The 23,571-nt window shown below is 71.1% G+C and carries 21 protein-coding genes and 1 tRNA gene; 12 read left to right on the top strand and 10 right to left on the bottom strand.

The window, feature by feature from the left end; genetic code table 11:
- Nucleotides 1-183: 183 nt before the first annotated feature.
- From KBB57_RS05040 to KBB57_RS05060, 5 genes are all read left to right on the top strand, one after another.
- A complete protein-coding gene (locus KBB57_RS05040) occupies nt 184-1,302 on the top strand; it encodes an ABC transporter ATP-binding protein (protein WP_290747445.1) in 1,119 nt (372 codons plus the stop codon).
- The gene (locus KBB57_RS05045) at nt 1,299-2,063 is read left to right on the top strand and encodes an SDR family NAD(P)-dependent oxidoreductase (RefSeq protein WP_290747446.1); all 765 of its coding nucleotides are present in this window, start codon (nt 1,299-1,301) and stop codon (nt 2,061-2,063) included. Before KBB57_RS05040 ends, KBB57_RS05045 begins: the two co-directional genes overlap by 4 nt.
- Nucleotides 2,063-3,070: a sugar phosphate isomerase/epimerase gene (locus tag KBB57_RS05050; RefSeq protein WP_290747447.1), complete on the top strand. Its 1,008-nt coding sequence runs from the start codon at nt 2,063-2,065 to the stop codon at nt 3,068-3,070. The genes KBB57_RS05045 and KBB57_RS05050 overlap by 1 nt, the downstream gene beginning before the upstream one ends.
- Nucleotides 3,071-3,224: 154 nt before the next feature.
- Complete coding sequence (locus KBB57_RS05055) at nt 3,225-4,034, top strand: SDR family oxidoreductase (RefSeq protein ID WP_290747448.1); 810 nt, start codon at nt 3,225-3,227, stop codon at nt 4,032-4,034.
- Nucleotides 4,035-4,260: 226 nt separating this feature from the next.
- Nucleotides 4,261-5,400, top strand: a complete 1,140-nt coding sequence (locus tag KBB57_RS05060; RefSeq protein WP_290747449.1) for an FIST N-terminal domain-containing protein — start codon at nt 4,261-4,263, stop codon at nt 5,398-5,400.
- A gap of 16 nt (nt 5,401-5,416) precedes the next feature.
- Here KBB57_RS05060 and KBB57_RS05065 read toward each other — a convergent pair whose 3' ends face one another.
- Entirely contained in the window at nt 5,417-5,704 is a 288-nt protein-coding gene (locus KBB57_RS05065) for a YggT family protein (protein WP_290747450.1), read from the bottom strand.
- A 66-nt stretch (nt 5,705-5,770) separates the two neighbouring features.
- Nucleotides 5,771-6,127 carry a hypothetical protein gene (locus tag KBB57_RS05070; RefSeq protein WP_290747451.1) on the bottom strand — a complete coding sequence of 119 codons (357 nt, stop codon included), beginning with the start codon at nt 6,125-6,127 and terminating at the stop codon, nt 5,771-5,773.
- A 66-nt stretch (nt 6,128-6,193) separates the two neighbouring features.
- Here KBB57_RS05070 and KBB57_RS05075 point away from each other — a divergent pair, with 66 nt between their 5' ends.
- Nucleotides 6,194-7,354, top strand: coding sequence for an alpha/beta hydrolase (locus KBB57_RS05075; protein WP_290747452.1), 1,161 nt, complete (start codon nt 6,194-6,196; stop codon nt 7,352-7,354).
- Nucleotides 7,355-7,874: 520 nt separating this feature from the next.
- On the opposite strand, the gene KBB57_RS05080 is transcribed toward KBB57_RS05075, so the two are convergent.
- From KBB57_RS05080 to KBB57_RS05090, 3 genes are all read right to left on the bottom strand, one after another.
- Nucleotides 7,875-8,939: a patatin-like phospholipase family protein gene (locus KBB57_RS05080; RefSeq protein ID WP_290747453.1), complete on the bottom strand. Its 1,065-nt coding sequence runs from the start codon at nt 8,937-8,939 to the stop codon at nt 7,875-7,877.
- A gap of 70 nt (nt 8,940-9,009) precedes the next feature.
- Nucleotides 9,010-9,795 carry a 3-hydroxybutyrate dehydrogenase gene (locus KBB57_RS05085; protein WP_290747454.1) on the bottom strand — a complete coding sequence of 262 codons (786 nt, stop codon included), beginning with the start codon at nt 9,793-9,795 and terminating at the stop codon, nt 9,010-9,012.
- 93 nt (nt 9,796-9,888) lie between these two features.
- Nucleotides 9,889-10,092: a hypothetical protein gene (locus tag KBB57_RS05090; RefSeq protein ID WP_290747455.1), complete on the bottom strand. Its 204-nt coding sequence runs from the start codon at nt 10,090-10,092 to the stop codon at nt 9,889-9,891.
- A gap of 174 nt (nt 10,093-10,266) precedes the next feature.
- Between KBB57_RS05090 and KBB57_RS05095 the strand changes: the two genes are divergently transcribed.
- Entirely contained in the window at nt 10,267-11,913 is a 1,647-nt protein-coding gene (locus KBB57_RS05095; RefSeq protein WP_290747456.1) for a winged helix-turn-helix domain-containing protein, read from the top strand.
- A 7-nt stretch (nt 11,914-11,920) separates the two neighbouring features.
- On the opposite strand, the gene KBB57_RS05100 is transcribed toward KBB57_RS05095, so the two are convergent.
- A complete protein-coding gene (locus KBB57_RS05100; protein ID WP_290747457.1) occupies nt 11,921-12,130 on the bottom strand; it encodes a hypothetical protein in 210 nt (69 codons plus the stop codon).
- Nucleotides 12,131-12,485: 355 nt separating this feature from the next.
- Here KBB57_RS05100 and KBB57_RS05105 point away from each other — a divergent pair, with 355 nt between their 5' ends.
- Nucleotides 12,486-14,303 carry an extracellular solute-binding protein gene (locus tag KBB57_RS05105; RefSeq protein WP_290747458.1) on the top strand — a complete coding sequence of 606 codons (1,818 nt, stop codon included), beginning with the start codon at nt 12,486-12,488 and terminating at the stop codon, nt 14,301-14,303.
- A gap of 9 nt (nt 14,304-14,312) precedes the next feature.
- Here the strand turns inward: KBB57_RS05105 and KBB57_RS05110 are convergent, their stop codons facing one another.
- Nucleotides 14,313-14,966, bottom strand: coding sequence for a glutathione S-transferase (locus KBB57_RS05110; RefSeq protein WP_290747459.1), 654 nt, complete (start codon nt 14,964-14,966; stop codon nt 14,313-14,315).
- Between the two features lie 112 nt (nt 14,967-15,078).
- Between KBB57_RS05110 and KBB57_RS05115 the strand changes: the two genes are divergently transcribed.
- The 4 genes from KBB57_RS05115 (at nt 15,079) to KBB57_RS05130 (ending at nt 18,122) form a co-directional block, all read left to right on the top strand.
- Entirely contained in the window at nt 15,079-16,299 is a 1,221-nt protein-coding gene (locus KBB57_RS05115) for a polyhydroxyalkanoate depolymerase (protein ID WP_290747460.1), read from the top strand.
- A 64-nt stretch (nt 16,300-16,363) separates the two neighbouring features.
- Nucleotides 16,364-16,453 (top strand) — tRNA-Ser (locus KBB57_RS05120).
- A 23-nt stretch (nt 16,454-16,476) separates the two neighbouring features.
- Nucleotides 16,477-17,154: a nucleoside/nucleotide kinase family protein gene (locus KBB57_RS05125; protein ID WP_290747461.1), complete on the top strand. Its 678-nt coding sequence runs from the start codon at nt 16,477-16,479 to the stop codon at nt 17,152-17,154.
- A gap of 89 nt (nt 17,155-17,243) precedes the next feature.
- Nucleotides 17,244-18,122, top strand: coding sequence for a MurR/RpiR family transcriptional regulator (locus tag KBB57_RS05130; RefSeq protein WP_290747462.1), 879 nt, complete (start codon nt 17,244-17,246; stop codon nt 18,120-18,122).
- Nucleotides 18,123-18,190: 68 nt separating this feature from the next.
- On the opposite strand, the gene KBB57_RS05135 is transcribed toward KBB57_RS05130, so the two are convergent.
- The 3 genes from KBB57_RS05135 to KBB57_RS05145 all read right to left on the bottom strand — a co-directional run bounded on the left by KBB57_RS05135 (nt 18,191) and on the right by KBB57_RS05145 (nt 23,508).
- Entirely contained in the window at nt 18,191-19,510 is a 1,320-nt protein-coding gene (locus KBB57_RS05135) for an HlyD family type I secretion periplasmic adaptor subunit (protein WP_290747463.1), read from the bottom strand.
- Entirely contained in the window at nt 19,510-21,186 is a 1,677-nt protein-coding gene (locus KBB57_RS05140) for a type I secretion system permease/ATPase (protein WP_290747464.1), read from the bottom strand. Before KBB57_RS05140 ends, KBB57_RS05135 begins: the two co-directional genes overlap by 1 nt.
- Nucleotides 21,187-21,447: 261 nt before the next feature.
- On the bottom strand, nt 21,448-23,508 hold the full coding sequence (locus KBB57_RS05145) for an ABC transporter ATP-binding protein (protein WP_290747465.1): 2,061 nt from the start codon (nt 23,506-23,508) through the stop codon (nt 21,448-21,450).
- Nucleotides 23,509-23,571 lie beyond the last annotated feature (63 nt).

Genomic DNA, 23,571 nt, shown 5'->3' on the forward strand with positions numbered 1-23,571 from the left:
GCGCGCCAACGCGCTCCGGCCGCCGGCGCGGCGAAAGCCGTGCTTTCGCTTGTCGCGCCGGGCCTCGCGGGCAAGCCCGCTTCGGTCGGTCGGCGCCGCGTACATTGCCGTGCACAAAAAGTCTGGTATAATGAAATCAATGACTTACGTAATATTCACGCGTGAACACCATACGGGGGCGGCATGGCGACCCTGAGCATCCGGGGCGCCCGGAAGAGCTACGGGGCGCTCGAGGTCCTGAAGGGCGTCGACATCGAGGTGGGCGACGGCGAGTTCATCGCGCTGGTCGGACCCTCGGGCTGCGGCAAGTCGACGCTGCTGGCGATGATCGCCGGGCTCGAGAGCGTCACCCGGGGGGAGATCTGGATCGGGCCGCGGATGGTGAACTCGGTCCCGCCCAAGGACCGCGACATCGCCATGGTGTTCCAGTCCTATGCGCTCTACCCGACGATGACGGTGCGCGAGAACATCACCTTCGGGATGGAGAGCCGCGGCGTGCCGAAGGCGCGGCAGGACGAGGCGGTGGCCCGCGTGGCCGCGCTCCTCCAGATCGAGCCGCTGCTGCGGCGCAAGCCGGGCCAGCTCTCCGGCGGCCAGCGCCAGCGCGTCGCCATGGGGCGGGCGCTGGTGCGCGATCCGGCGCTGTTCCTGTTCGACGAGCCGCTCTCGAACCTCGACGCGAAGCTGCGGGTCGACATGCGGACGGAGATCAAGAAGCTCCACCACCGCATCGGCAAGACCACGGTCTACGTCACCCACGACCAGGTCGAGGCGATGACGCTCGCCTCGCGGATCGCGGTCATGCACAAGGGCGAGCTCCAGCAATACGACGAGCCGCAGGCGATCTATCGCCGGCCGGCGAACCTGTTCGTGGCGGGGTTCATGGGCTCGCCGGCGATGAACTTCATCCCGGCCGAGCTGGTGCGCGAGGGCGACCGCACCCATGTCGCGATCGCCATGGGCGAGGGCCGGGCGCTGCTGCCGCTCCACGGCGAGCCGGCGGCCGCGGCCGGCGGGCGGCGGGTGATCCTCGGGGTGCGCCCCGAGCACCTGTTCCGCCACGGCGCCGACATGCGCTCGCAGAAGACCGGCGTCGCGCGGCTGACGGCGCCGGTCGAGGTGGTGGAGCCGACCGGCTCGGAGACCCATGCCGTCATGCGCTTCGGGGCGGTCGAGGTCACGGGCCGCTTCGATCCCGACAGCGCGCCCGCCATGGGCGAGGTTGTCGAGCTCGGCGTCGACATGGCCAACGCCTGCCTGTTCGATCCCGACACCGAACGCCTGATCCGGGAGCGCCCATGACCTTCGCCGCCTATCCGAGCCTGCGCGACCGCGCCGTCCTGATCACCGGGGGCGCGACCGGCATCGGCGCCGACCTCGTCCGCGCCTTCGCCGGGCAGGCCGCCCGCGTCGCGTTCCTCGACATCCAGGACGAAGCCGCCGAGGCGCTGGTCGCCGAGCTGCACGGCGCGCCGCACCGGCCCGTGGCGCTCTCCTGCGACATCACCGACATCGAGGCGCTGCGGGCCGCGATCGTGGTCGCCCGGGCGGCGATCGGCCCGATCTCGGTGCTGGTCAACAACGCCGCCGACGACCGCCGCCATCCGATCGACGCGCTGGAGCCCGAGGACTGGGACCGCGCCCAGAACATCAACATCCGCCCGCACTACTTCACCGCGCAGGCGGTCCATCCCGACATGCAGGCGCTGGGGGGCGGGTCGATCATCAACTTCTCCTCGATCGCCTGGCGCTTCGGGGCCGGCGACATGGCGGCCTATGTCACCGCCAAGGCGGCGGTGACCGGGCTGACCGGGGCGCTGGCGCGGGCCTACGGGCCGGACGGCATCCGGGTGAACGCCATCGAGCCGGGGGCGGTGATGACCGAGAAGCAGCTCCGGCTCTGGTATCCGACGGAGGAGTCGGTCCAGGCCATGATCGACCGGCAATGCATCCCCCGCCTGCTGGTCGGCGAGGAGATCGCCCGCGCCGCGCTGTTCCTCGCCGCGGACGACAGCCGGATGATCACCAAGCAGACGATCGTCGTCGACGCGGGGCTGCGCTGATGCGGGTCGGGCTGAACCCCTACGGGCTGACCTGGACGCTGGGGTTGCAGGGCAGGGGCACGCCGCGGGCGAACCCGGAGGGCGCGGGGCTCGAGGGCTTCCTCGCCATCGCGCGGGAGCTGGGGGCGAAGGTCGTCGAGATCTTCGATCCGTGGCTCCAGGAGATGTCCGACGACGCGATCCGGCGGCTGCGCGACCGGCTGGCGGAGCTGGACATGGTTCCGGTGGCGAGCGCCGGGCTCGACATGATGGGGCCGATGGAGGCGGCCTTCCGCTCGGCGCGGCTCCTCGACGCCAAGGTGATCCGGCTCGGGCTGTCGCCGGTGCTGTGCGGCGACCGGGCCGCGCATCCCGACTGGCCCGGGCTCCTGCAAACGATCACGGCGGCTCTGGCCGAGTGGGGGCCGCGGGCGGCCGACGAGGGGCGCAAGCTCGGGATCGAGAACCACCAGGACTTCGGCTCGGCCGAGCTGGTCGGGTTTTGCGCGGCGCAGCCGGGGGTGGGGATCACCTTCGACATGGGCAACACCTTTCCGGTCGCCGAGGCGCCGCTCGACTTCGCCCGGGCGATCGCGCCGCATGTGGTTCACCTGCACCTGAAGGATTATCGGGTCCAGCTCTCGCCCGAGGGGTTCCGGCTGGTGCGCTGCGCGATCGGGGACGGGTGCGTGCCCCATGCCGAGATGATCCGGCTGATCCACGCCGCCGGCGCGACCCCCGACGCCGTGCTGGAGCCGGCGGCGCTGGAGGCGCGGCACGTGCGGCTCCTCACTCCGGGCTGGTGGCGGGGCTACCCGGCGAAGGACGCGCGGGGGCTGGCGGCGTGCCTTGCCGCGGCGCAGGTCAACCGGCTGCACGAGGACGACGACGTGCTGACGCCGTGGGAGCGCGGGGAGGACGCGGCGCTCGGGGCGTACGAGATGGCGATGATCCGCCGCAGCGCGGAGAACATGCGGACGGCGGGGATATGGGATGAGCGGGCTATCACGCGTGACAGCGTCGGCTAACACGCGTGATAGCGGGGTCAAGAGGCTGATAAGGCTTGGGTATTCGGAAGCATTCACCAAGCGTTCACGTTTGGGCGCGCGCGGGGAGCGGCTGTAGGGCGGGTGAATCACCCGCCCTACGCGGGCCCGGCGGGGTCGCTGCGAGGGAGGAAAGATGGACAGGGAACTGAGCGGCAAGACCGCCTTCGTCACCGGGTCGGGCCGCGGGCTCGGGCGCTACATGGCCGAGCGGTTGGCGGAGCTGGGGGCGGACGTGGCGATCCACGACCTCGACGCGGCGGGGCCGGCGAAATACGGCGAGTTCCGCGACATCGAGGAGGTGGCCGACCGCATCCGGGCCCACGGAGTGCGGTGCGTGGCGGTCACCGGCAATATCGGCGACAAGGACGCCGTGGCGCGGATGAAGGCGGAGATCGACGCGGGCCTCGGCGAGGTGCATGTCCTCGTCAACTGCGCCGGCGGCGACATCGGGGCCTCGGGCGGCAAGCCGAACCCGAACGACGCGCTCAACGTCGCCTTCGAGGACATCAAGGTGCTGACCGAGAACAACCTGATCGGCACGATGCTGGTCTGCCAGGCCTTCGTGCCGGCGATGGTGGCGCGGGGCTCGGGGTCGGTCGTCAACATCGCCTCGGCGGCGGCGCATCTCGGCTGCTCGCCGGAAGTGGTCTACTCGACGCTGAAGGCGGCGGTGGTGCATTACACCCGCTGCCTCGCCAAGGAGCTGATCGAGAAGGGGGTGCGGATCAACGCCGTCTCGCCGGGGCCGACGAAGTCGGCGCGCTTCCAGGCGACGCGGGTGGTGGACCCGGAGCGGATGCGCAGCGACAAGGTTTCGCTCGACCGCTACGCCGAGCCGGAGGAGATCGCCGACGCCGTCGCCTTCCTCGCCGGGCCGCGGGCGAAGTTCATCAACGGCCAGGTGATCCGGGTCGACGGCGGCATCACCCTCTTCCCGGGGTAGCTCCCTGTCGCTCGTCGGTCTCGCCGGGGCCTGGCGCTCGTCACCGGCTCCTCTCGCGGCCGGACAACCGCCGGTCTGATGCAAATATGAGCAATTCTTGGCATGTCGCACGAGCGTCACGCGCAATTATCTTGCCAAGGGCGAGCGGTCAATCCTACACTCGCGGCAAAAGAACGGGAGGAAGGCCGTGGACGGCGGGATAAGCACCCCTGCTGGCGAGCTTGCTTTGGATCGCGGCGTCCTGACCGCGCACGCGCCGGTGGCCGACGCCGCCGGGGCGCTGGCGGATCTCGCGGCGCGCGGGGCCGAGGGCGGGCTGGCGCTCGTGGCGATCTTCGTGGCGCCGGAGGCGGATCTGCCGCGGCTGGCGGGCGAGGCGGCGGCGGCGTTTCCCGGGGTTCCGGTCATCGGCTGCACGACGGCGGGAGAGATCTCGCCGAACGGCTACGCCTCGGGCGAGGTGGTGGCGATCGGCTTCGCGGCGACGCATTTCGCGGCGCGGGTGGAGCTGATCGGGGACCTGCGCGGCTTCGACGCGGGGCGGGTCGGCGACCGGGCGCTGGCGATGCGCGGCGAGCTGGCGGCGGAGAGGCCGGACTGGACCTGGGAGATCGCCTGGCTGCTGAACGACGGGCTGGCGCAGCGCGAGGATCTGCTGGTGGCGGCGCTGCGCTACAGCCTCGGCACGGTGCCGCTCTTCGGCGGCTCGGCGGGGGACGGGCTGGATTTCCGGCGCACCGCGGTGCTGGCGGGCGGGGCGGCGCACGAGAACGCGGCGGTGCTGGCGGTGCTGCGCAGCCGCTGCCCGGCGCGGGTGTTCAAGTTCGACCATTTCCGGCCGACGCGGGCGACGATGCGGGTGACGCGCGCCGACGCGGCGCGGCGGATCGTCCACGAGATCGACGGCCGCCCGGCGGCGGCGGAATACGCGCGGCGGATCGGGCGCGAGATCGGCGAGCTCACCCCGCACGTCTTCGCGGCGCATCCGGTGCTGGTCACCGCGCCCGGCGGGCACGGGGTGCGGGCGATCCAGAAGGTGGAGCCGGACGGCGCCTTGAGCTTCTACGCCGCGATCGAGGTCGGGTTGACGCTGACGCTGGCGGAGCCGACGGACATCTGCGCGCACCTCGCGCGCTCGCTCGACCGGCTGGCGCATCCGGTGCGGCCGGCGGCGATCATCGGCTGCGACTGCATCCTGCGGCGGCTGGAGGTCGAGCAGAAGGGCGCGCGCGCGGAGATGTCGCGGGTGCTGTCGGAGCGCGGCGTGGTCGGCTTCAACACCTATGGCGAGCAGTTCAACTCGGTCCACGTCAACCAGACGTTCACCGGGGTCGCCATCTATCCGCCGGAGGACGGGCTCGACTGACCCCGCCGCGGCGGGGTCAGAGGAAGAGGCTGGCGTTGTTGATGAGGACGATCCGGATCGCGTAGAGGCAGAGGATCGCCACCAGCGGCGTGAGGTCGAGCCCGCCGAGGTTCGGCAGCACGCTGCGGATCGGCCGGTAGATCGGCTCCAGCAGGCGCTCCAGCCCGTTCCAGATCTGCCAGACCAGCGGCTGGCTGCGGTTCAGCACGTTGAAGCCGATCAGCCAGCTCATGATCACGTGCGCGATCACCACCCACCAGATCACGTCGAGGAGAAGGAGCAGGATCTGCAGCAGCGACGTCATGGTCTCGTCCACCTGGGCCCGGGCGACCTGAGGTAGCCCGCGCGCCCCGCGACTTCAAGGCCGAGGTCAGGCGAGCGCGGCGCGCAGGGCGGCGAGCGCGGGCAGGGCCGCGAGCGCCGCGAGCGCCCAGCGCGGCGCGGGCGGGGCGCCGAGAACGAGGGGCGCGGCCGCGGCGAGGGCGGCGACGACGAGGCCGGGCGGGCCGCCGGTCATGATGGCGGCGAACCCGAGCACGAGCCCGGCGGCGAGCGGTCCGCCGCCCGCCATGCCGCCGAGCCCGGCGGCGACCAGCGCCGTCCAGGCGATCAGCGCCGCCCGCCCCCATTCCGCCGGCGCATCGCGCATCAGCGTCAGCGCGGCGAAGGCGAGCGAGGGCAGGAGCAGCGCGGCGGCGGCGAGGGGCGAGGCGAGGAACGGGGACATATCGCGGGAACCTCGGGCGTGGTAGGGTCGCGGCATTGGAGCATAGGGCATAAGGGGGACATTCCGATGCCTGATGTCTATTTCGCCACCAACCGGGACCTGCTCGTCGGATCGAAGCCGGGAGAGACCGTGGCGCCGGCCTCGGAGATCTTCGGCCGCCGGTTCAACGCGGCGGGGCCGCAATGCTTCCGGGTCGGCGTCGCCGAGGCGCGGCTGAAGGGCAAGGATCCCAAGGACGACGACGCCTGGAGCGTCGGGAAGGTGCGCATCTTCGCCGAGACGCTCGACGCGACCAAGCCGGAGGACGCCGGCCAGAAGCTCGGCTCGGGCAAGATGTTCGAGGAGCTGCGGGAGCGGCTCAAGGCCGAGAACCTCGACGTCATCGTCTACCTGCACGGCTTCGCCAACACCTTCGAGAACTCGGTGGTCCGGGCGGCGGCGTTGCAGGAGCTCTACTCGACGGCGCGGCAGAAGGTGATGGTGGTGCTGTTCTCCTGGCCCTCGGACGGGCAGGTGCAGCCGTCGTGGAGCTATTTCTCGGACCGCGAGGACGCCGAGGCCTCGGGGCTCGCCATGGGGCGGGCGCTGAAGCGGCTGGTGGAGTTCCTCGAGGAGATGCGGAGCGACGACCGGCAGACCATCCTCGAGGCGCAGCGGCGGGGCGAGGTGCCCGACCGCAACGCGCTCCGGCAGTGCACGCGGCGGCTGCACATCCTCGCGCACAGCATGGGGAACTGGGCGCTGCGGCACGCGGTGCGCAAGTTCGTCGAGCTGAACGAGGGGCGCACGCCGCGGGTGTTCGACTGCGCCTTCCTGATGGCGGCGGACGAGGACCACGACGCGCTGCAGGCGGCGCTGAAGCTGAAGGCGCTCGACCAGCTCGCCAACCGGGTCTTCGTCTACCACGCCAGCAACGACGTGGCGCTGACCATCTCGGACCGGACCAAGGGCATGGCCGACCGGCTGGGCGCCGACGGGCCGCAGACGCTCGACAACGTCGGGGAGCGGGTCTTCGCGGTCGATTGCCGCGAGATCTCGGAGACGGCGCTGTCGCACGGCCGGCACCAGTATTACCGGCTGCGGCCGGAGGCGATCGCCGACGTGCAGGCGACGCTGGCGGGGCAGTCGCAGGACGACCGCAAGTGGCGCGACGTCGTGCGCCCGGGCCGGAGCTGGCGGCTGAAGCCGGCGGCGGCGCGGACCCCGCGGCAGAGCGGGCCGCGGTAGTGTTCACGCGTGAAAATTCAGCAAGCCATTGATTTTATTAGGGCGGGTTTGGCGGGTGAGCCGACCGCGCACACTGCACGACAGTGGAGAGGAAGCCCGGCCCGAGGCTGGCCGCGACGCCGACGCCAGACGGATTTGACCCGCGGCAAATCCGTCCGCGATCGCCCCTGCGGGGGGCGAGCGCGATTCCGCGCTCGCCGGGGCGCTCACGGACGGATGGCGCGCGACGGAGAAATCTTCACCCCCCACGGCTTCCGCGCCAACGCGCTCCAGCCGTCGGCGCGGCGAAAGCCGTGCTTTCGCCTGTCGCGCCGGGCCTCGCGGGCAAGCCCGCTTCGGTCGGTCGGTCGGCGCGCGCCCCCCGTGGATCCAGCAGAGCAGACAGGTGTCGTGCAGTGAGCCGGCCGCGCTACGCGACGGAGGCGGCGGCAAGGGTCGACCAGCGGCGCCGTCCCGCCTCGTGGCAGCGTCGATCCGACGCGCCCGGGCTGTCCTTGTCCCGCCGCTGTTGCGGGGCGCCTCAGCTGAACACCGCTCGGAGGTTCACCGAGCTTTCGACGCCGATGGCGGCCCAGTGCTCGCGCAGGAAGTTGTCCATGGCGGCGCGGCCCGCCTCCTTGAGCTGGAGGAGCAGGCCGCGGTTCGGGGTGAGCTTGGTGGCGACGCCGAGCTGGCGCATCAGCGCGTCGTCGCTGACCGAGTGGATTCGGACGTCCTTCATCGCCGTGGGGTCGACCTTGCCGGCCTCGATCAGGCGATGGACGAACTCGATCACCCGAAGCTCCTGCAGGAGCGAGGCGTTGAAGCTGATCTCGTTGATCCGGTTCAGGATCTCGGTCGCGGTGTCCGGCAGCTCGTCGCGGCGGATCGGGTTGATGTGGACGATGACCACGTCGTTCGTGCCGGTGTTGTAGAAGAGCGGGAAGAGCGCGGGGTTGCCCATGTAGCCGCCGTCCCAGTAGGCCTCGACCACGCCGGTCGCCGGGTCGGGGATCTGGATCGCCTGGTAGAGCGTCGGCAGGCAGGCCGAGGCGAGGATGGCGTCGGGGCCGATCTCGGGGCCGGAGAACACCTTGATCTTGCCGCTGCGCACGTTGGTGGCGCAGATGAAGAGCTTCGGCCAGGCGTCGCGGGCGATGGCGTCGTAGTTCATCATCCCGGTCACGATCGACCGCATCGGGTGGTAGTTCGTCGGGTTGAACTGGTAGGGCGAGAGCACCCGCGTCACCGCGTCGGCGGCGAGCGCCGCCGGGCTCAGCTCGAGGATGCGGGCGGTGACGGCGGGCGAGGGCGCGACGGCGCGCAGCCAGTCGAGCACGCCCTCCGGCAGGAAGCCGTCGAGGCCGGCGACCTTGAGCCAGAACTTGTCGAGGCAGGCCCGCGCGCCGTCGCGGCCGCCGGCGACGTAGCCCGACTTCAGCGCGGCCGCGTTCATCGCCCCGGCCGAGGTCGCGGTGATGCCCTCGATCTCGACCTGCTCCTCCTCGAGCAGGCGGTCGAGCGCGCCCCAGGTGAAGGCGCCGTGGGCGCCGCCGCCCTGGAGCGCGAGGTTGACGACCTTGCGGCCCTGCCGGCCGGCGCTCACGGCGACGGCCTCCGGCGACCGCCGGCGCTCACCGGGCCGGCCTTCCGGGCGGCCCCGCGCGCGGCGGCGGTCACAGCGCCGTCCATCCGCCGTCGACGGAGATCGCCGTGCCGGTGATCTGCTCGGCGGCGGGCGAGCAGAGGAAGGTGACGACGCCGCCGAGCTGCTCGACGGTGGCGAACTGCTTCGAGGGCTGGCGCTGGAGCAGGATCTCGCGGATCACCGTCTCGCGGTCCATGTTGTACTGCTTCATCGTGTCGGGGATCTGCGCCTCGACCAGCGGGGTCAGCACGTAGCCCGGGCAGACGGCGTTGCAGGTGATCGCCTCCTGCGCCGTCTCGAGCGCGCAGACCTTCACGAAGCCGATCTGGCCGTGCTTGGCGGCGACGTAGGCGGACTTGAACGGCGAGGCGGTCAGGCCGTGGGCGGAGGCGATGACGACGATGCGGCCCCAGCCGGCGGCGCGCATGATCGGGAGCGCCGCGGCGGTGGTGTGGAAGGTCGAGCCGAGGATGATCGACTGGAGGCGGTCCCACATCGCCGGGTCGAACTCGTCGATCGGGGCGACGTGCTGGATGCCGGCGTTGGGGACGAGGATGTCGACCGAGCCGAGCTTTTCCTTCGCCGTGGCGATCAGCGCCCGGCAGGCGGCGCCGTTCGACATGTCGGCCGGGATGTAGACGGCCTTGACGCCGTGCTCGTCGGCGATCCTCGCGGCGAGCGCATGGTCCTCCGGCCGGTCGGTGAAGGAGTTGATCGCGACGCTCGCGCCCTGCGCGGCGAGCGCCTCGGCGATGCCGAGGCCGATCCCCGAGTTCGATCCGGTGACGACCGCCACCTTGCCCTTCAGCGACATATCGCCTTCTCCGCCGGTTGTTGCCGTGCGGCAGCATAGTCGCTGCGGTTGCGAAGGCAACCGGCGGCGGCGGGGCCGGAGCGGATCGCCGGCTCAGATCTCGGCGCGGCCGGCGGGCAGGTAGCCGCAGCGCCAGCGGCGGACCTCCCAGCCGGGGTGCTCGCCGGCCCAGCGGGCGACCTCGACCTGGCCGCCGGCGACGCACATCATCAGCGACACGTCGCGCGGGTCGTAGAGCTGCGAGAAGTCCCGGCAGGCCCCGGCGGAGAGGCAGGCGACGATCACGAGCTCGAGCATGGCGTTCTCCCCGATTCTTAGGGAAAGCCTGCGCCCGGCCGGCCCGACGGTCCCGAGATCGCGCCGATGAAACGCCGAAATTCGCCGAACGCCGGGGGATTTGCGCCGGTTTCGCGTCACGGGGCGGTGCGGCCTCGTGTATGATGGGGCGTTCGCTCCTCGGGGGACGAGTGAATGGCGACAGCCGCAGGGACGCCGCGCGGAGCCGTCAGGATCGGGCGCGCCGTGATCGACCTCGACGCCGGGCGGGTCGTCGACCCGGCCGGGCAGGCGGCGGCGCTCCGGCCGCAGGCCTTCGCGGTGCTGCGCCACCTGATCGCGAATCCCGGCCGGCTCGTCACCAAGGACGAGCTGATGGAAGCGGTCTGGCCCGGGATCGCCGTGACCGACGACAGCCTGGTGCAGTGCGTCGGCGAGATCCGCAAGGCGCTCGGCGACGAGGGCAGGACCCTCGTCGAGACGGTCCCGCGCCGCGGCTACCGGCTCGCCGTCGGGCCGGAGGGGCAGGGGGACGCCGCCGCCCGCGGGGCGCGGCGCGCGGCGATCCTCGCCGCGGCGGCGGTGGTCGCGGCCCTGGCGGTCGGCGCGTGGCGGATGTTCGGCGACGATCCGGTCGCGACACGGACGCCGGTGGTCGCGGTGCTGCCGTTCACGAGCATGGCGGGGGAGGCGCGTGACTATCTCGGGCCGGGCGTGGCCGAGAACGTCATCACGATGCTGGCGCGCTCGCCGGACGTGGTGGTCATCGCGCGCGGATCGGCCTTCGCCCACGGGGACGGTCCGCGGGACGCGCGGGCGGTCGGCGCGGCGCTGGGAGCCGATTACGTGCTCGAGGGAAGCGTCCGGCGCGAGGGGGACAAGCTGCGGGTCACGGCGCAGCTCGAGGACGCGCGCAGCGGCAGGAGCGTCTGGGCGGAGCGGTTCGAGCGCGTCGGCCCCGACCCCTGGGCGCTGATCGACGAGGTCTCCGACAAGATCCTCGGGGCCGTCGCCGGCGAGGGCGGGCAATTGCGGCTGGCGCAGTTCCGCGACGCCTGGGGCAAGGACAGCACCTCGCTCGGCGAGTACGACTATTTCCTGCGCGGGCTCGACGTCTACTACAACGCCGAAACGGCCGAAGAGAACGCGCGCGGCGGGCGGATCTGGGAGGAGGGGCTGGCGCGGTATCCGGACTCGGCGCTGCTCGCGGTCAAGCTCGCCTGGTATCACTGGACCGCCGCCTGGGATTTCTGGGACGGCGACATCGCCTGGCACTACGCCGAGGCCGACCGGCTGGTGAGCGGGGCGCTGGCGCGCGACGACCTGACGCCAGAGACGCAGCGGGTGGCGCACTGGCTCAACGCCATGGTGCTGATGCAGAAGGGCGCGTTCGACGCCGCGGTCGGAGAGGCGGAGCTGACGATCGCGATGGCGCCCTATGACGGCCACGTCCTGCGCTACCTGACCAACGTTCTCATCGCCGATGGCCGCTACGAGATGGCGCTCGACTGGCTGGACCGCGCGGAGCTGCGCGAGCCGCGCATGGAACGCGTCTATGCCCAGATGCGGCACTGGATCTATCGCCTGATGGGGCGCTACGAGGAATCGGCGGCAGCGCTCGCCGGGATCGAGAACCTCTCTCCCTACAACAAGCTGTCGCTTGCCATCGCGCTCGTCCGTCTCGGCCGGATCGAGGAGGCGAAGGCCTACGTGCGGCAGGCGCAGGCCGAGTATCCGCAGCTCACCCGGAGCGTCTGGCGCGAAGGCAGCTTCTATAGCGATCCGGCGGTGCTGGATGCCGAGGTCGCCGCCCTCGCGCAGGCGGGCCTGCCCGAGTCGTGAGCCGGGATCAGATGTCGGCGCTGCCGGGGGCGCGGAAGCCGCAGGTCCAGCGGGCGACCTGCCAGCCGGGATGCGTCTGCGACCAGACGGCGATCTCGCGCTGGCCGTGGATGGCGCAGGCCGTCACGGTCAAGTCCTGCGGGTCGTAGAGGAGGGAGAAGTCGCGGCACTCGCGGGCGCCGGTGGAAAGGCAGGCGGCGATCAACAGCTCGATCATTACTCGAATCCTCGTTCCGCGGTGAATTCCTCCCCTTGAACGTCGAGCCTACCCGAAAGGACGAGACTCGCGACTTCACGAATTCCTTCGACGGGAGGTCTCGGGGCCGGAATTCGACATGGATGCTGCAATTGCGAACAACGGCGCCCGCGCATGCGGCAGGGCAAAAAAAGACGCCCTCACGAGGAGGGCGTCAAGTCGTTGAGGCAGGTTTCATACAGGCAAGAAACCTATCGAGCAGTGATCCTCTTATACGAAATCAATGGCCTACCGCCAAGCCAAAAATCTTGCTGCGGGCCCCGGGGGGCGGGGTTAAAGCTGGGGCCGGTTAATCGGAATCCGGGATGTGACGCATATGACACGCCTGCTCCGGGTGGCGGGGATCGTCGCCTGCGCCGCGCTTCTCGCCCCCGACGCGACGATCGCCCAGCCGCAGCACGCGATAGCTATGTATGGCGAGCCGGCGCTCCCACCGGATTTTGTGGCGCTGCCCTACGCCAACCCGGACGCGCCGAAGGGGGGCAGCATCCGCATCGGCGAGACCGGCGGCTTCGACAGCTTCAACCCGTTCATCCTCAAGGGCCGCGCCCCCTGGGCCGTCCAGACGATGGTTTTCGAGACGCTTATGGGGCGGAACTGGGACGAGCCCTTCACGCTCTACGGGCTGCTCGCCGAATCGATCGACGTGGGGCCGAATCGGGAATGGGTCGAGTTCACCCTGCGCCCGGAGGCGCGGTTCTCGGACGGCAGCCCGGTCACGGTCGAGGACGTGATCTGGTCGATGCAGACCCTGAGCGAGAAGGGCCTGCCAAGATACGCCACCGCCTGGAAAAAGGTGGCGGGCGCCGAGCAGACCGGCGAGCGCTCGGTGCGCTTCACCTTCAACGCCGCCGATTCCGAGCTGCCGCTGCTGATCGCCTGGCGTCCGATCCTGAAGAAGGCGGACTGGGAGGGGCGGGACTTCGCCGAATCGAGCCTGCAGAAGCCGGTCGGCTCCGGTCCTTACGTGATCGGCGAGTTCGAGCCCGGGCGGTTCGTGAATTTCGACCGGAATCCCGACTACTGGGGCAAGGATCTGCCGCTCAACCGCGGCGTGAACAACCTCGACCGGGTGCGCTACGAGTATTTCGTCGACGGGGGCGTGCTCTTCCAGGCCTTCACCGCCGGCGAGCTGTCGCTCTACCGCGAGCTCGACCCGCAACGCTGGGCGACCGGCTACAATTTCCCGGCCGTGACTTCCGGCCAGATCGTGAAGTCGGAGATCCCGCACGGGCGGCCCTCGGGGATGGAGGGCTTCGTCTTCAACACCCGCCGCCCGATCTTCCAGGACTGGCGGGTGCGCGACGCGCTGCTGCACGCCTTCAACTTCGAGTTCGTCAACGCCACGCTGAACGGCGGGGCCTTTCCGCGGCGGGCGAGCTACTTCGGCAACTCGCGGCTGGGGATGGGGCAGGGGCCGGCCGAGGGCGAGGCGCGGGCGCTGCTGGAGCCCTTCGCCGCCGAGCTCGCGCCGGACGCGCTCGACGCCTACGCGCTGCCGGCCTCGGACGGCTCGCAGCGCAACCGCGCCAACATGCGCAAGGCGACGCAGCTGCTGGAGGCGGCCGGCTGGAAGGCCGAGGGCGGGGTGCTGCGCAACGCCGCCGGCGAGCCCTTCGAGTTCGAGATCCTCGCGCAGGCGGGGCAAGTGACGCTCTCCTCGGCCAATGTCGAGGCGGTGGCGAACCTCTACGTCGACGCGCTGCGCCAGCTCGGCGTGCAGGCGCGGGTGAAGGTCGTCGACCAGGCGCAGTTCACCGAGCGGCGCAACGCCTACGACTACGACATGATCGTCGGCGGCTGGGCGACCAGCCTGAGCCCGGGCAACGAGCTGACGCTCTATTTCGGCTCGGGCGGCGTGACGACGCCGGGGACGCGCAACTATCCCGGCGTGGCGAGCCCGGCGGTCGAGGCGATGATCGCGAAGCTGCTCGCCACCCGCGACGAGGCGGAGTTCGTCGCCGCGACCCAGGCGCTCGACCGGGCGCTGACGACCGGGCGCTACGTCATCCCGTTCTGGTTCTCCGACGTCAGCCGCATCGCCCATGTCCGCCAGGCGCGCTTCCCCGAGACGCTGCCGGTCTATGGCGACTGGACCGGCTGGCTGCCCGACGTGTGGTGGTGGCAGGAATGAGCCGCCGGGTCAGAACTCCACCTCGAGCTCGATGATCTCGTCGGGCTCGGCGCGAGCGCCCTCCGTCCATTCCTGCATCAGTGGCCAGTCGAAGATCGTCTCGCAGTAGGCGGACAGCAGGGGCGAAAGCTCGACGGAATAGGTGCGGAACCGCGTGCAGACCGGCGCGTACATCGCATCCGCCGCTGTCGGGGCGCCGAACAGGAACGGCCCGCCGTAGCGCTCCAGACACTCCGTCCAGATCGTGCGGATCCGCTCGATGTCGGGCCGCGCCCCGGAGAACACCTTGAACTTATCGTGGCGGGCCCGGAGATTCATCGGCAGGGCCGAGCGCAGGTTGTAGAACCCCGAGTGCATCTCGCCCGCTACCGCCCTTGCATGGGCGCGCGTCGCGCGGTCCGCGGGCCAGAGCCCGGCCTCGGGGAAGACCTCGTGCAGGTATTCCGCGATCGCCAGCGTGTCCCAGACCTCGACGCCCTGGTGCGAGAGCCGCGGCACCAGCACCGAGGGCGAGAGCAGCAGGAGCTCCTGCCGCTGGCTCGGGTCGGCGGTGTCGACGGGCTGCTCGTCGAAGGCGAGCCCGGCCATGCGGCACAGCAGCCAGCCGCGGAGCGACCAGGAGGAGTAGTTCTTCGAGGACAGGGTCAGGGTGGCGCGCGGCATCGCGGGGGCGGCCTCTCATACGTTAGGTTGCATCGCACAAACATTCTTGCCGCGGCGCACAAGGGAATGCATTAATTATTTCGCGCCCGTCCAGCCAGGGGATTCCCGCCCGATGCTCTACGAGACCTACCAGCTCAACGAGGACCTGCTGTCGCCGGTGCGCCGCTTCGCGCAGGCCGCCTCCCGGCTGCCCGGGCTGCCGGGGAGAATGCGGCTCGGCTCGCGGATGGCGCGCGAGATGGCCGCGATGTGGGAGCTTCTGAGCCGGTTTCGCCTCACCCATGTGCGTCCCGAGTTCGGAATCCGCTCGGTGCCGAGCGGAAACGCCGAGGTCGCGGTGGTCGAGGAGGTGGCGCTGAGCCTGCCCTACGGGAACCTCCTGCATTTCGCCAAGCCGGAGGTCGACGCGCCGCAGCCGAAGATTCTCGTCATCGCGCCGCTCTCGGGGCATTTCGCCACGCTGCTGCGCAACACGGTGGCGACGCTGCTGCGCGACCACGACGTCTACATCACCGACTGGGCGAACGCCCGCGACGTGCCGGTCTCGGCCGGCTCGTTCGGGGTCGACGACTACATGGACTACGTGATTCGCTTCCTGGAGGCGATCGGGCCGGGCGCCCATGTGCTGGCGGTGTGCCAGCCCTGCGTGCAGACGCTCGCCGTCGTCGCGGTGATGTCGGAGCAGGACCACCCGGCGACGCCGCGCTCGATGACGCTGATGGCCGGGCCGATCGACACGCGCGAGAGCCCGACCACGGTCAACGACCTCGCGAACGAGAAGACCATCGACTGGTTCCGCTCCAACGTGATCGGCCGGGTGCCGTGGCGCTACAAGGGGCGGGGGCGGCGGGTCTATCCGGGCTTCGTCCAGCTCTCGGCGTTCATGGCGATGAACATGGACCGCCACCGCAGCGCGCATGCCCGGCTCTACCAGCACCTCGCCCGCGGCGAGGTCGACGAGGCGGCGCGGATCAAGGAGTTCTACGACGAGTATTTCGCGGTGCTGGACCTGACCGAGGAGTTCTACCTCGAGACGATCGACCGGGTGTTCCAGCGCGCCGACCTCGCCAGCGGCGAGTTCCTCTACCGCGGCCGCCGGGTGAACCCCGGGGCGATCCGCAGGACGGCGCTCCTGACCGTCGAGGGCGGCCGCGACGACATCTGCGCCCTCGGCCAGACCGCGGCGGCGCACGAGCTCTGCGCCTCGCTGCGCCCGCACCTGCGCCGCCACCACCTCCAGGCCAATGTCGGCCATTACGGCGTGTTCTCCGGCCGGCGCTGGGAGCAGGAGATCTACCCGGTGGTGCGCAACATGATCCTCGCCATGGAGTGACCCCTGAGCGACCCCGCGCCGATCTGGCGCGCGGGTCGCGAAGCGGCTACGACTCGCCCTCGCCGGAGGAGTGGCGGAGCGGTCGATCGCGCCGGTCTTGAAAACCGGAGACGGTTCACGCCGTCCGTGGGTTCGAATCCCACCTCCTCCGCCATGAGGACTGCCGGGGGGAAGCGAATGGCGGATAGCGGGCGGGAGGGCGGCGGGGCGCCGCGGGTCGTGGACCTGGCGGGGCTCGCGGAGGCGCTGGCGGCGGGGCAGGGGGCGGGGCGGCGGATCGTCGGGGTCGCCGGCGCGCCGGGCTCGGGCAAGAGCACCTTCGCCGAGGCGCTGGCCGCGGCGCTGGAGGCGCGGGGCGTGGCGGCCGCGGTGCTGCCGATGGACGGCTTCCATTTCGACGACATGGTGCTGAACGCCCGCGGCCACCGGCCGCGCAAGGGGGCGCCGCACACCTTCGACGTGGACGGGCTCGCGGCGCTGCTCGGGCGGCTCGCGGCGGACGACGGGCGCGAGGTGGCGGTCCCGGTCTTCGACCGCGCCATCGAGATCGCGCGGGCCGGGGCGCGGATCATCGGGCCGGAGGTGCGGCTGGTGGTGGTCGAGGGCAACTACCTGCTGCTCGACGACCCGGCCTGGGCGCGGCTGCGCGACGCCTTCGACGCGACGGTGTTCCTCGATGTCCCCGAGCCGGCGCTGGAGACGCGGTTGCAGGCGCGCTGGACGGGCTACGCGCTGACGCCAGACGAGATCGTGGCGAAGCTCGAGGGGAACGACCTGCCGAACGCGCGGCTGGTCGCCCGGTCCTCGGCGCCGGCGGACTTCGTGGTGCGCAACGTCGCCGCGGGCGAGGCATAGGCGCGGGCAAGGGGCGTAGCGGCGGTTTTTGCTGGCGGCGGGGCGGAGATCGGTCCATCCTGCAATGAAAATTGCGGGAGCACCCTTCGTTGGAAAAACCGGCGCCGCCGGCGAACTACGAGGACCTGATCCGGGCCATCCACGACCAGTACGAGGGGATGAGCAAGGGCTACCAGGCGATCGCGCTCTACCTGACGCAGAACCCCAACGACGTCGCGGTGCGCTCGGTCAACGCCATCGCCGAGCGCTGCGGGGTGCATGCCTCGAACTTCGTGCGCTTCGCGCAGGCGCTCGGCTATTCCGGGTTCCGCGACCTGCAGGAGCTGTTCCAGCGCCGGCTCTCCACCGCGGCGCCCGGCTTCGAGGCGCGGGTCAAGGCGCTGGAGAGCGAGCTCGGCGCGCGCGAGGACCGCAGCGCCCACGGCTTCCTGCGCGACCTCGTCGTGCGCGACGTCGCCTCGCTGCAGGAGATGCTCGACGAGATCGACCCGGCCCAGCTCACCCGCGCCGTCGACCTGCTGGAGGCGGCGGAGACGGTGTGGCTGGTCGGGCAGCTGCGCTCGGCGCCGGTGGTCGAGCTGCTGCGCTACGTGCTGACCATGCTGGGCAAGCGCTGCGTGCTGCTCGATCCGAGCGGCGGGCTCGCCACCCACATGGCGCGGACGATGCGCCCGGCGGACCTGCTCGTCGCGGTCGCCTTCCGCTTCTACGCAACGGAGGTCGTCAACATCGTCGAGGAGGCGGCGGCGCGCGGCGTGCCGACGGTCGCCATCTCGGACAGCACGCTGTCGCCGCTCGCCAAGGGCGCGGCGGCGCTCTTCGCGGTGCCGGAGCACGCCTACACCTTCTCGCGCTCGCTCGCGGCGCCGATGTGCCTCGCCCAGGCGCTGACCGTGGCGCTCGCCGCCCGCCTGCAGGACGACGCCGAGGAGCCGCGGATCCCCACCGTCACCGGCTCGCGGTCCTGAGGGGCCCCGGGAACGCCGACGCCCGGCCGCGGGCGGCCGGGCGTCGAACGAACGGGCAGGCGGGGCGGTCAGCCCTCGCGGAAGGCCTTGGCGAAGTAGTCGGTCATCGGCTTCACCAGATAGCCGATCGGGCTGCGCTCGCCGGTCTGGATGAAGGCCTCCACCGGCATCCCGGGCAGGATGGTCAGGCCGGAGAGCTTCTGGCGCGCCTCGTCGGTGATGTCGATCTCGACGAGGTAGTAGCGCGTCCGGGTCTGCTGGTCCTCGATCGCGTCGGCCGAGACCTTGGTGACGTGGCCCCAGACCTCCGGCGTGGTGCGCTGGTCGAAGGCGGAGAAGCGCATCTTGGCCTCCTGCCCGATATGGACCTGGTCGATATGGGTGGTGTCGACCCGCGCCTTGACGATCAGCCGGACCTCCTTCGGCACGATGTAGAGCACCGGCTCGGCCGGACGCACCACGCCGCGCAGCGTGTCGGCGGTGTTGGCGTAGACGATCCCCGAGACCGGCGCGCGCAGCTGGAGCTTGCTGATCTGGTCCTTGAGCGAGATGCGCTTCTCGCGCAGCTCGATCTCGCGGAACTCGAGCTCGCGCAGCTCGGCGATCGCCTCCTCGCGGGTCTTCGACACCAGCCGGACGCGCTCGATGTTGGTCTCGGCGATCTTGCCGCGGTTCTCGGAGATCGCCGCCTCGACCTGGCTCTCGCTGCCCTTGAGGCGGGCGAACTCGCGCTGCGGCGTCAGCAGGCGGGTGAGCTGGGTCAGGCCCTCGTTCAGCAGCGTCTGCTGCGCGTCGATCTCGCGGCCGAGAAGCTCGATCTGGGTGTGGGTCGCCGCCTGCAGCGCGATCAGGCCGTCGATCTGGTTGGAGATCTGGGCGGCGCGCTCCTTGAGCTGCGAATCCTCCTCGCCCTGCACCTTGCGGCGGGCGTCGAACTGCTGCTGCTGCGCGGTCATCAGCTTGGCCACCTCGGGATCGACCGCGGCGCGGGCGACCAGCTCGGGGTCGAAGGTGATGACGTCCTTGACGTCGCGCTCGGCGGAGAGGCGGCTCTTGCGGGCGAGGATCTCGTACCACTGGCCCTCGACGATGCCGAGCTCGGTGCGGAGCTGGTCGCCCTCGAGCTCGACGAGCACCTGACCCGCCTGCACCTCGTCGCCGTCGCGGACATGGATCGCCGCGATCACCCCGCCGGTCAGGTGCTGGACGACCTGGCGGTTGCCCTCCACCTCGACGAAGCCGTGCGCGATCACCGCGCCGGAGATGCTCGTCAGCATCCCCCAGAACACGAGGCCGCCCAGCAGCGCGAAGAGCGTGGCGTAGCCGAGGACGAGGAAGCCGCGGACGTTCCAGTGCGACTCGTGCGGGGCGCGGTCGACGGCGGCCATCACTGCGCCTCCGGGGCGATGCGGCCGGCGACGGCCGCATAGTTGCGCACATGCGCCTTGAGCACCTCGTCGCGCGGGCCGAAGGCCTTGGTCATGCCGCCGTCGATGATCAGGATGAGGTCGCACTCGGCGATGCCGGCCGGGCGGTGCGCCATGATGACGACGACGCGCCCCTCGGACTTCGCCTGGCGGATCGCCACGTTGAGCGCGTCCTGGCCGGCGGCGTCGAGGTTGGAGTTCGGCTCGTCGAGCACCAGCATCACCGGGTCGCCGTAGAAGGCGCGGGCGAGCCCGATGCGCTGCTTCTGCCCGCCGGAGAGCCGGGCGCCGCCGGCGGAGACCGGGGTGTCGTAGCCCTGCGGCAGCTGCAGGATCATCTCGTGCGCGCCGGCCCGCTGCGCGGCGGCGACCACCGCCTCGGGGTCGGGGTTCGGGTCGAGGCGCGCGATGTTCTCGGCGACCGTGCCGTCGAAGAGCACGACGTCCTGCGGCAGGTAGCCGATGTAGCGGCCGAGCGTGTCGGGGTCGTACTGGTCGAGCGCCGCGCCGTCGAGCCGGACCGAGCCGGAGGCCGGCCGCCAGACGCCGGTCAGCACGCGGGCGAGCGTCGACTTGCCCGAGGCCGAGGGCCCGATCACGCCGAGCGCCTGGCCCGGGCGGATCTGGAAGTCGAGCATCCGGAGGCTCGCCTTCTGCTGGTCGGGCGGGAAGACGGTGATCTGGGTGATGTCGAGGAAGGCGCGCGGCCGGGGCAGGGGGGTGACGGCGGCGTGGTCGGGCGTGGAGGAGAGGAGCGTGCGCAGGTGGTCCCAGCCGATGCGGGCGCGCACGAAGAGCGGCCAGCCGCCGATCGCCTGCTCGACGGGCGCGAGCGCGCGGCCCATCAGGATCGAGCCCGCGATCATCGCGCCGGCGGACATCTCGCCCCGGAGCACGACATAGGCGCCGAGCCCGAGCATCGCCGACTGCAGGAAGAAGCGGAAGGTCTTGGAGATCGTGGAGAACTGGCCGACGCGGTCCGACGAGGCGAGCTGCGCCCGCGTGGCGCGCTGGCGCAGCTTGCTCCAGCGCGAGAGCGCGGCGTCGCGCATGCCGAGCGCGTGGATCAGCTCGCCCTGCTGGCGGATCGTCTCGGCGAAGCCGTCGCCGTGCATGGTCGCCTGGTTCGCCTCGGCCTCGTGCTTGCGGGTGAAGTGCTGGTTGAGGAGCGTGATGATCACGAGGATCACCATGCCGGCGATGGCGAGGTGCCCGAGCAGCGGGTGGAACGTGTAGATGAGCGCGATGAAGAACGGCGCCCAGGGCATGTCGAAGATCGCGAAGAGCACCGGCGAGGACATGAAGCGCTGCACCGCCTCGAGGTCCTTCAGCCCCGAGGCCGGGCGGGCGCGCTCGCTCGACAGCACCGAGCGGCGCAACACGGCGCGGAACACCCGCTCGTCGAGCCGGCTCTGCACCGTGGCGCCGATGCGCGAGGCGACCCGGGCGCGCACGTAGTCGAGCACGCCCATGATGGCGAAGAGCCCGGCGACGAGGATGGTCAGCGCGACCAGCGTCTCCCTGGAGCTCGACGACAGCACCCGGTCATAGACCTGGAGCATGTAGAGCGATCCGGTCAGCATCAGGATGTTCACCACGGCGGAGAAGATCCCCACCGTGACGAACAGGCCGGTCATGCCCGAGAAGCCCGTCTCGGGCCCATTCGCCGCGCCACGCATACCCTTTGTCCCCCTGGTCGCCAATAGAACGTCCGCCACCCGCGGCGTATCATACGCAGCGTGACGCGGGCGTGATAGCGCCAACTTGTTTAATGCGGCCCGTCGTGATCCGCCCTGCGCCCAAATAAGTCCCCGGCGGGGGCCGCAAAACCCCCGATCGCCCCGGGCCGGCGGGCCGGCGGGAACCCGCCTCCCCGCCGCGAGGGATTCGCGAGGGACTCAGGCGGCGTCGACGCGAATCACCGGCTCCATCGCGGCGAGGACGTCGTCGGGCAGGTGGCAGCGGATCTCGTGGCCCTCCGCCAGCCGGCGCATCGGCGGGACCACGGTTTCGCAGAGGTCGCCCGGAACCTGGCGCTTGCGCGGGCAGCGGGTCTGGAACGGGCAGCCGGGCGGCGGGTTCACCGCCGAGGGCACGTCGCCCTGCAGCAGGATGCGGTTCTTCTCCACGGTGACGTCGGCGATCGGCACCGCCGAGAGCAGCGCCTCGGTATAGGGATGATAGGGCGGCGCGAAGACCTGCTCCGTCGTGCCGATCTCCACGACGTAGCCGAGATACATCACCATCACCCGGTCGGCGAGGTAGCGCACGATCGAGAGGTCGTGGCTGATGAAGAGCATGGTGGTGCGGTTCTTGCGCTGCACGTCCATCAGGAGGTCGGTCACCGCCGCCTGCACCGAGACGTCGAGCGCCGAGACCGGCTCGTCGGCGACGACGACGCGCGGCGCGCCGGCGAAGGCGCGGGCGATGCCGATGCGCTGCTTCTGGCCGCCGGAGAGCTGGCGCGGCATCCGCCGGGCGAAAGCGCGCGGCAGCCGCACGAGGTCGAGGAGCTCGAGCATCTTGGCCTGGCGCTCGGCGTCGGAGCGGCCGAAGCGGAACTTCTCCAGCACGCGCACGATCTGGCCGCCGATGCTGTGGCTCGGGTTCAGCGTGTCGAAGGGGTTCTGGAACACCATCTGCAGCGAGGCGACCGTGCCGGTGTCGCGCCGCTCGACCGGCAGCGCGCCGATGTCGATCTCGCCGAGGGTAAGCGCCCCGTCGGTCGCCGTCTCGATCCCCATCAGCACCTTGGCGAGCGTCGACTTGCCGCAGCCCGACTCGCCCACGATGGCGAGCGTCTCGGCCTCGCGCGCCTCGAAGGAGAGCTCCTCGTTGGCCTTGACCACCTTGCCGGCCCCGCCGGTGAGCGCGCTCGCGGCGACGTCGTAGTACTTGCGCAGCCGGTCGGCCTTCAGCACCACCGGCCCGGGCGGGGCGGCGGGCTCGACCGGCGGCGGGGCGGGCGGCGAGGCCCAGTCGATCTCGTCGAAGCGGATGCAGCGCGAGGCGTGGTCGGGCCCCGCCGGCAGCATCGGGATCTCCTGCGCGTCGCAGCGCCCGGCGACGAAGTAGCTGCAGCGCGGCCCGAAGTTGCAGCCGGGCGGGCGCTCGTGGGGCAGGGGGAAGTTCCCCGGGATCGGCACCAGCGGCCGCGTGGTCTTGTCGGCGCCAGGGAGCGGGATCGAGCGGAAGAGGCCCTGCGTGTAGGGGTGGCGCATCGAGGCGAACACCTCCTCGATCGGCCCGGTCTCCACCGCCTCGCCGGAATACATCACGCAGATGCGGTCGCAGACCTCGAGCACCAGCCCGAGGTTGTGGCTGATGAAGAGCATCGAGGTGCCGAACTCGCGGCCGAGCTCCTTGACGAGATCGACGATGCCGGCCTCGACGGTGACGTCGAGCGCGGTGGTCGGCTCGTCGAGGATGAGGAGCGCGGGCTTCGACATCAGCGCCATGGCGATGACGATGCGCTGCTGCTGGCCGCCGGAGAGCTGGTGGGGATAGCTGTCGAGCACCCGGCCGGCGTCCGGCAGCCGCACCGCCTCGACGATCGCCTTCGCCTCCGCCCGCGCCGTCGTGGCCGAGGCGCCGTCATGGATCATCGGCACCTCCATGAGTTGCCGCCCGATCTTCATCGCCGGGTTGAGGCTCGCCATCGGCTCCTGGTAGATCATCGCGATCTCGCGCCCGCGGATGCTGCGCAGCTCCGCCTCCGGCATGGTCACGAGGTCGCGGCCCTTGAACATCAGCCGCCCGCCGACGATCCGCCCCGCCCGCCCGAGGTCGCGCATCACCGCGAGCGCCACCGTGGACTTGCCGCAGCCGCTCTCGCCGACGAGCCCCAGCGCCTGCCCGGGCATCACCGCCGCCGAGAAGTCCATCACCGCCGGGATCTCGCCGGCGCGGACGAAGAACGAGATCGAGAGGTTCTCGATCGACAGGATCGGCTCAGCCATGGCTCCGCGCCTCCCACATGCCTCGCGCCCCGCGCGCCTCCGCCCGTCGCCGCCGGCCGTTCC

Source organism: Amaricoccus sp. (assembly GCF_017993425.1).
GTDB lineage: Bacteria > Pseudomonadota > Alphaproteobacteria > Rhodobacterales > Rhodobacteraceae > Amaricoccus.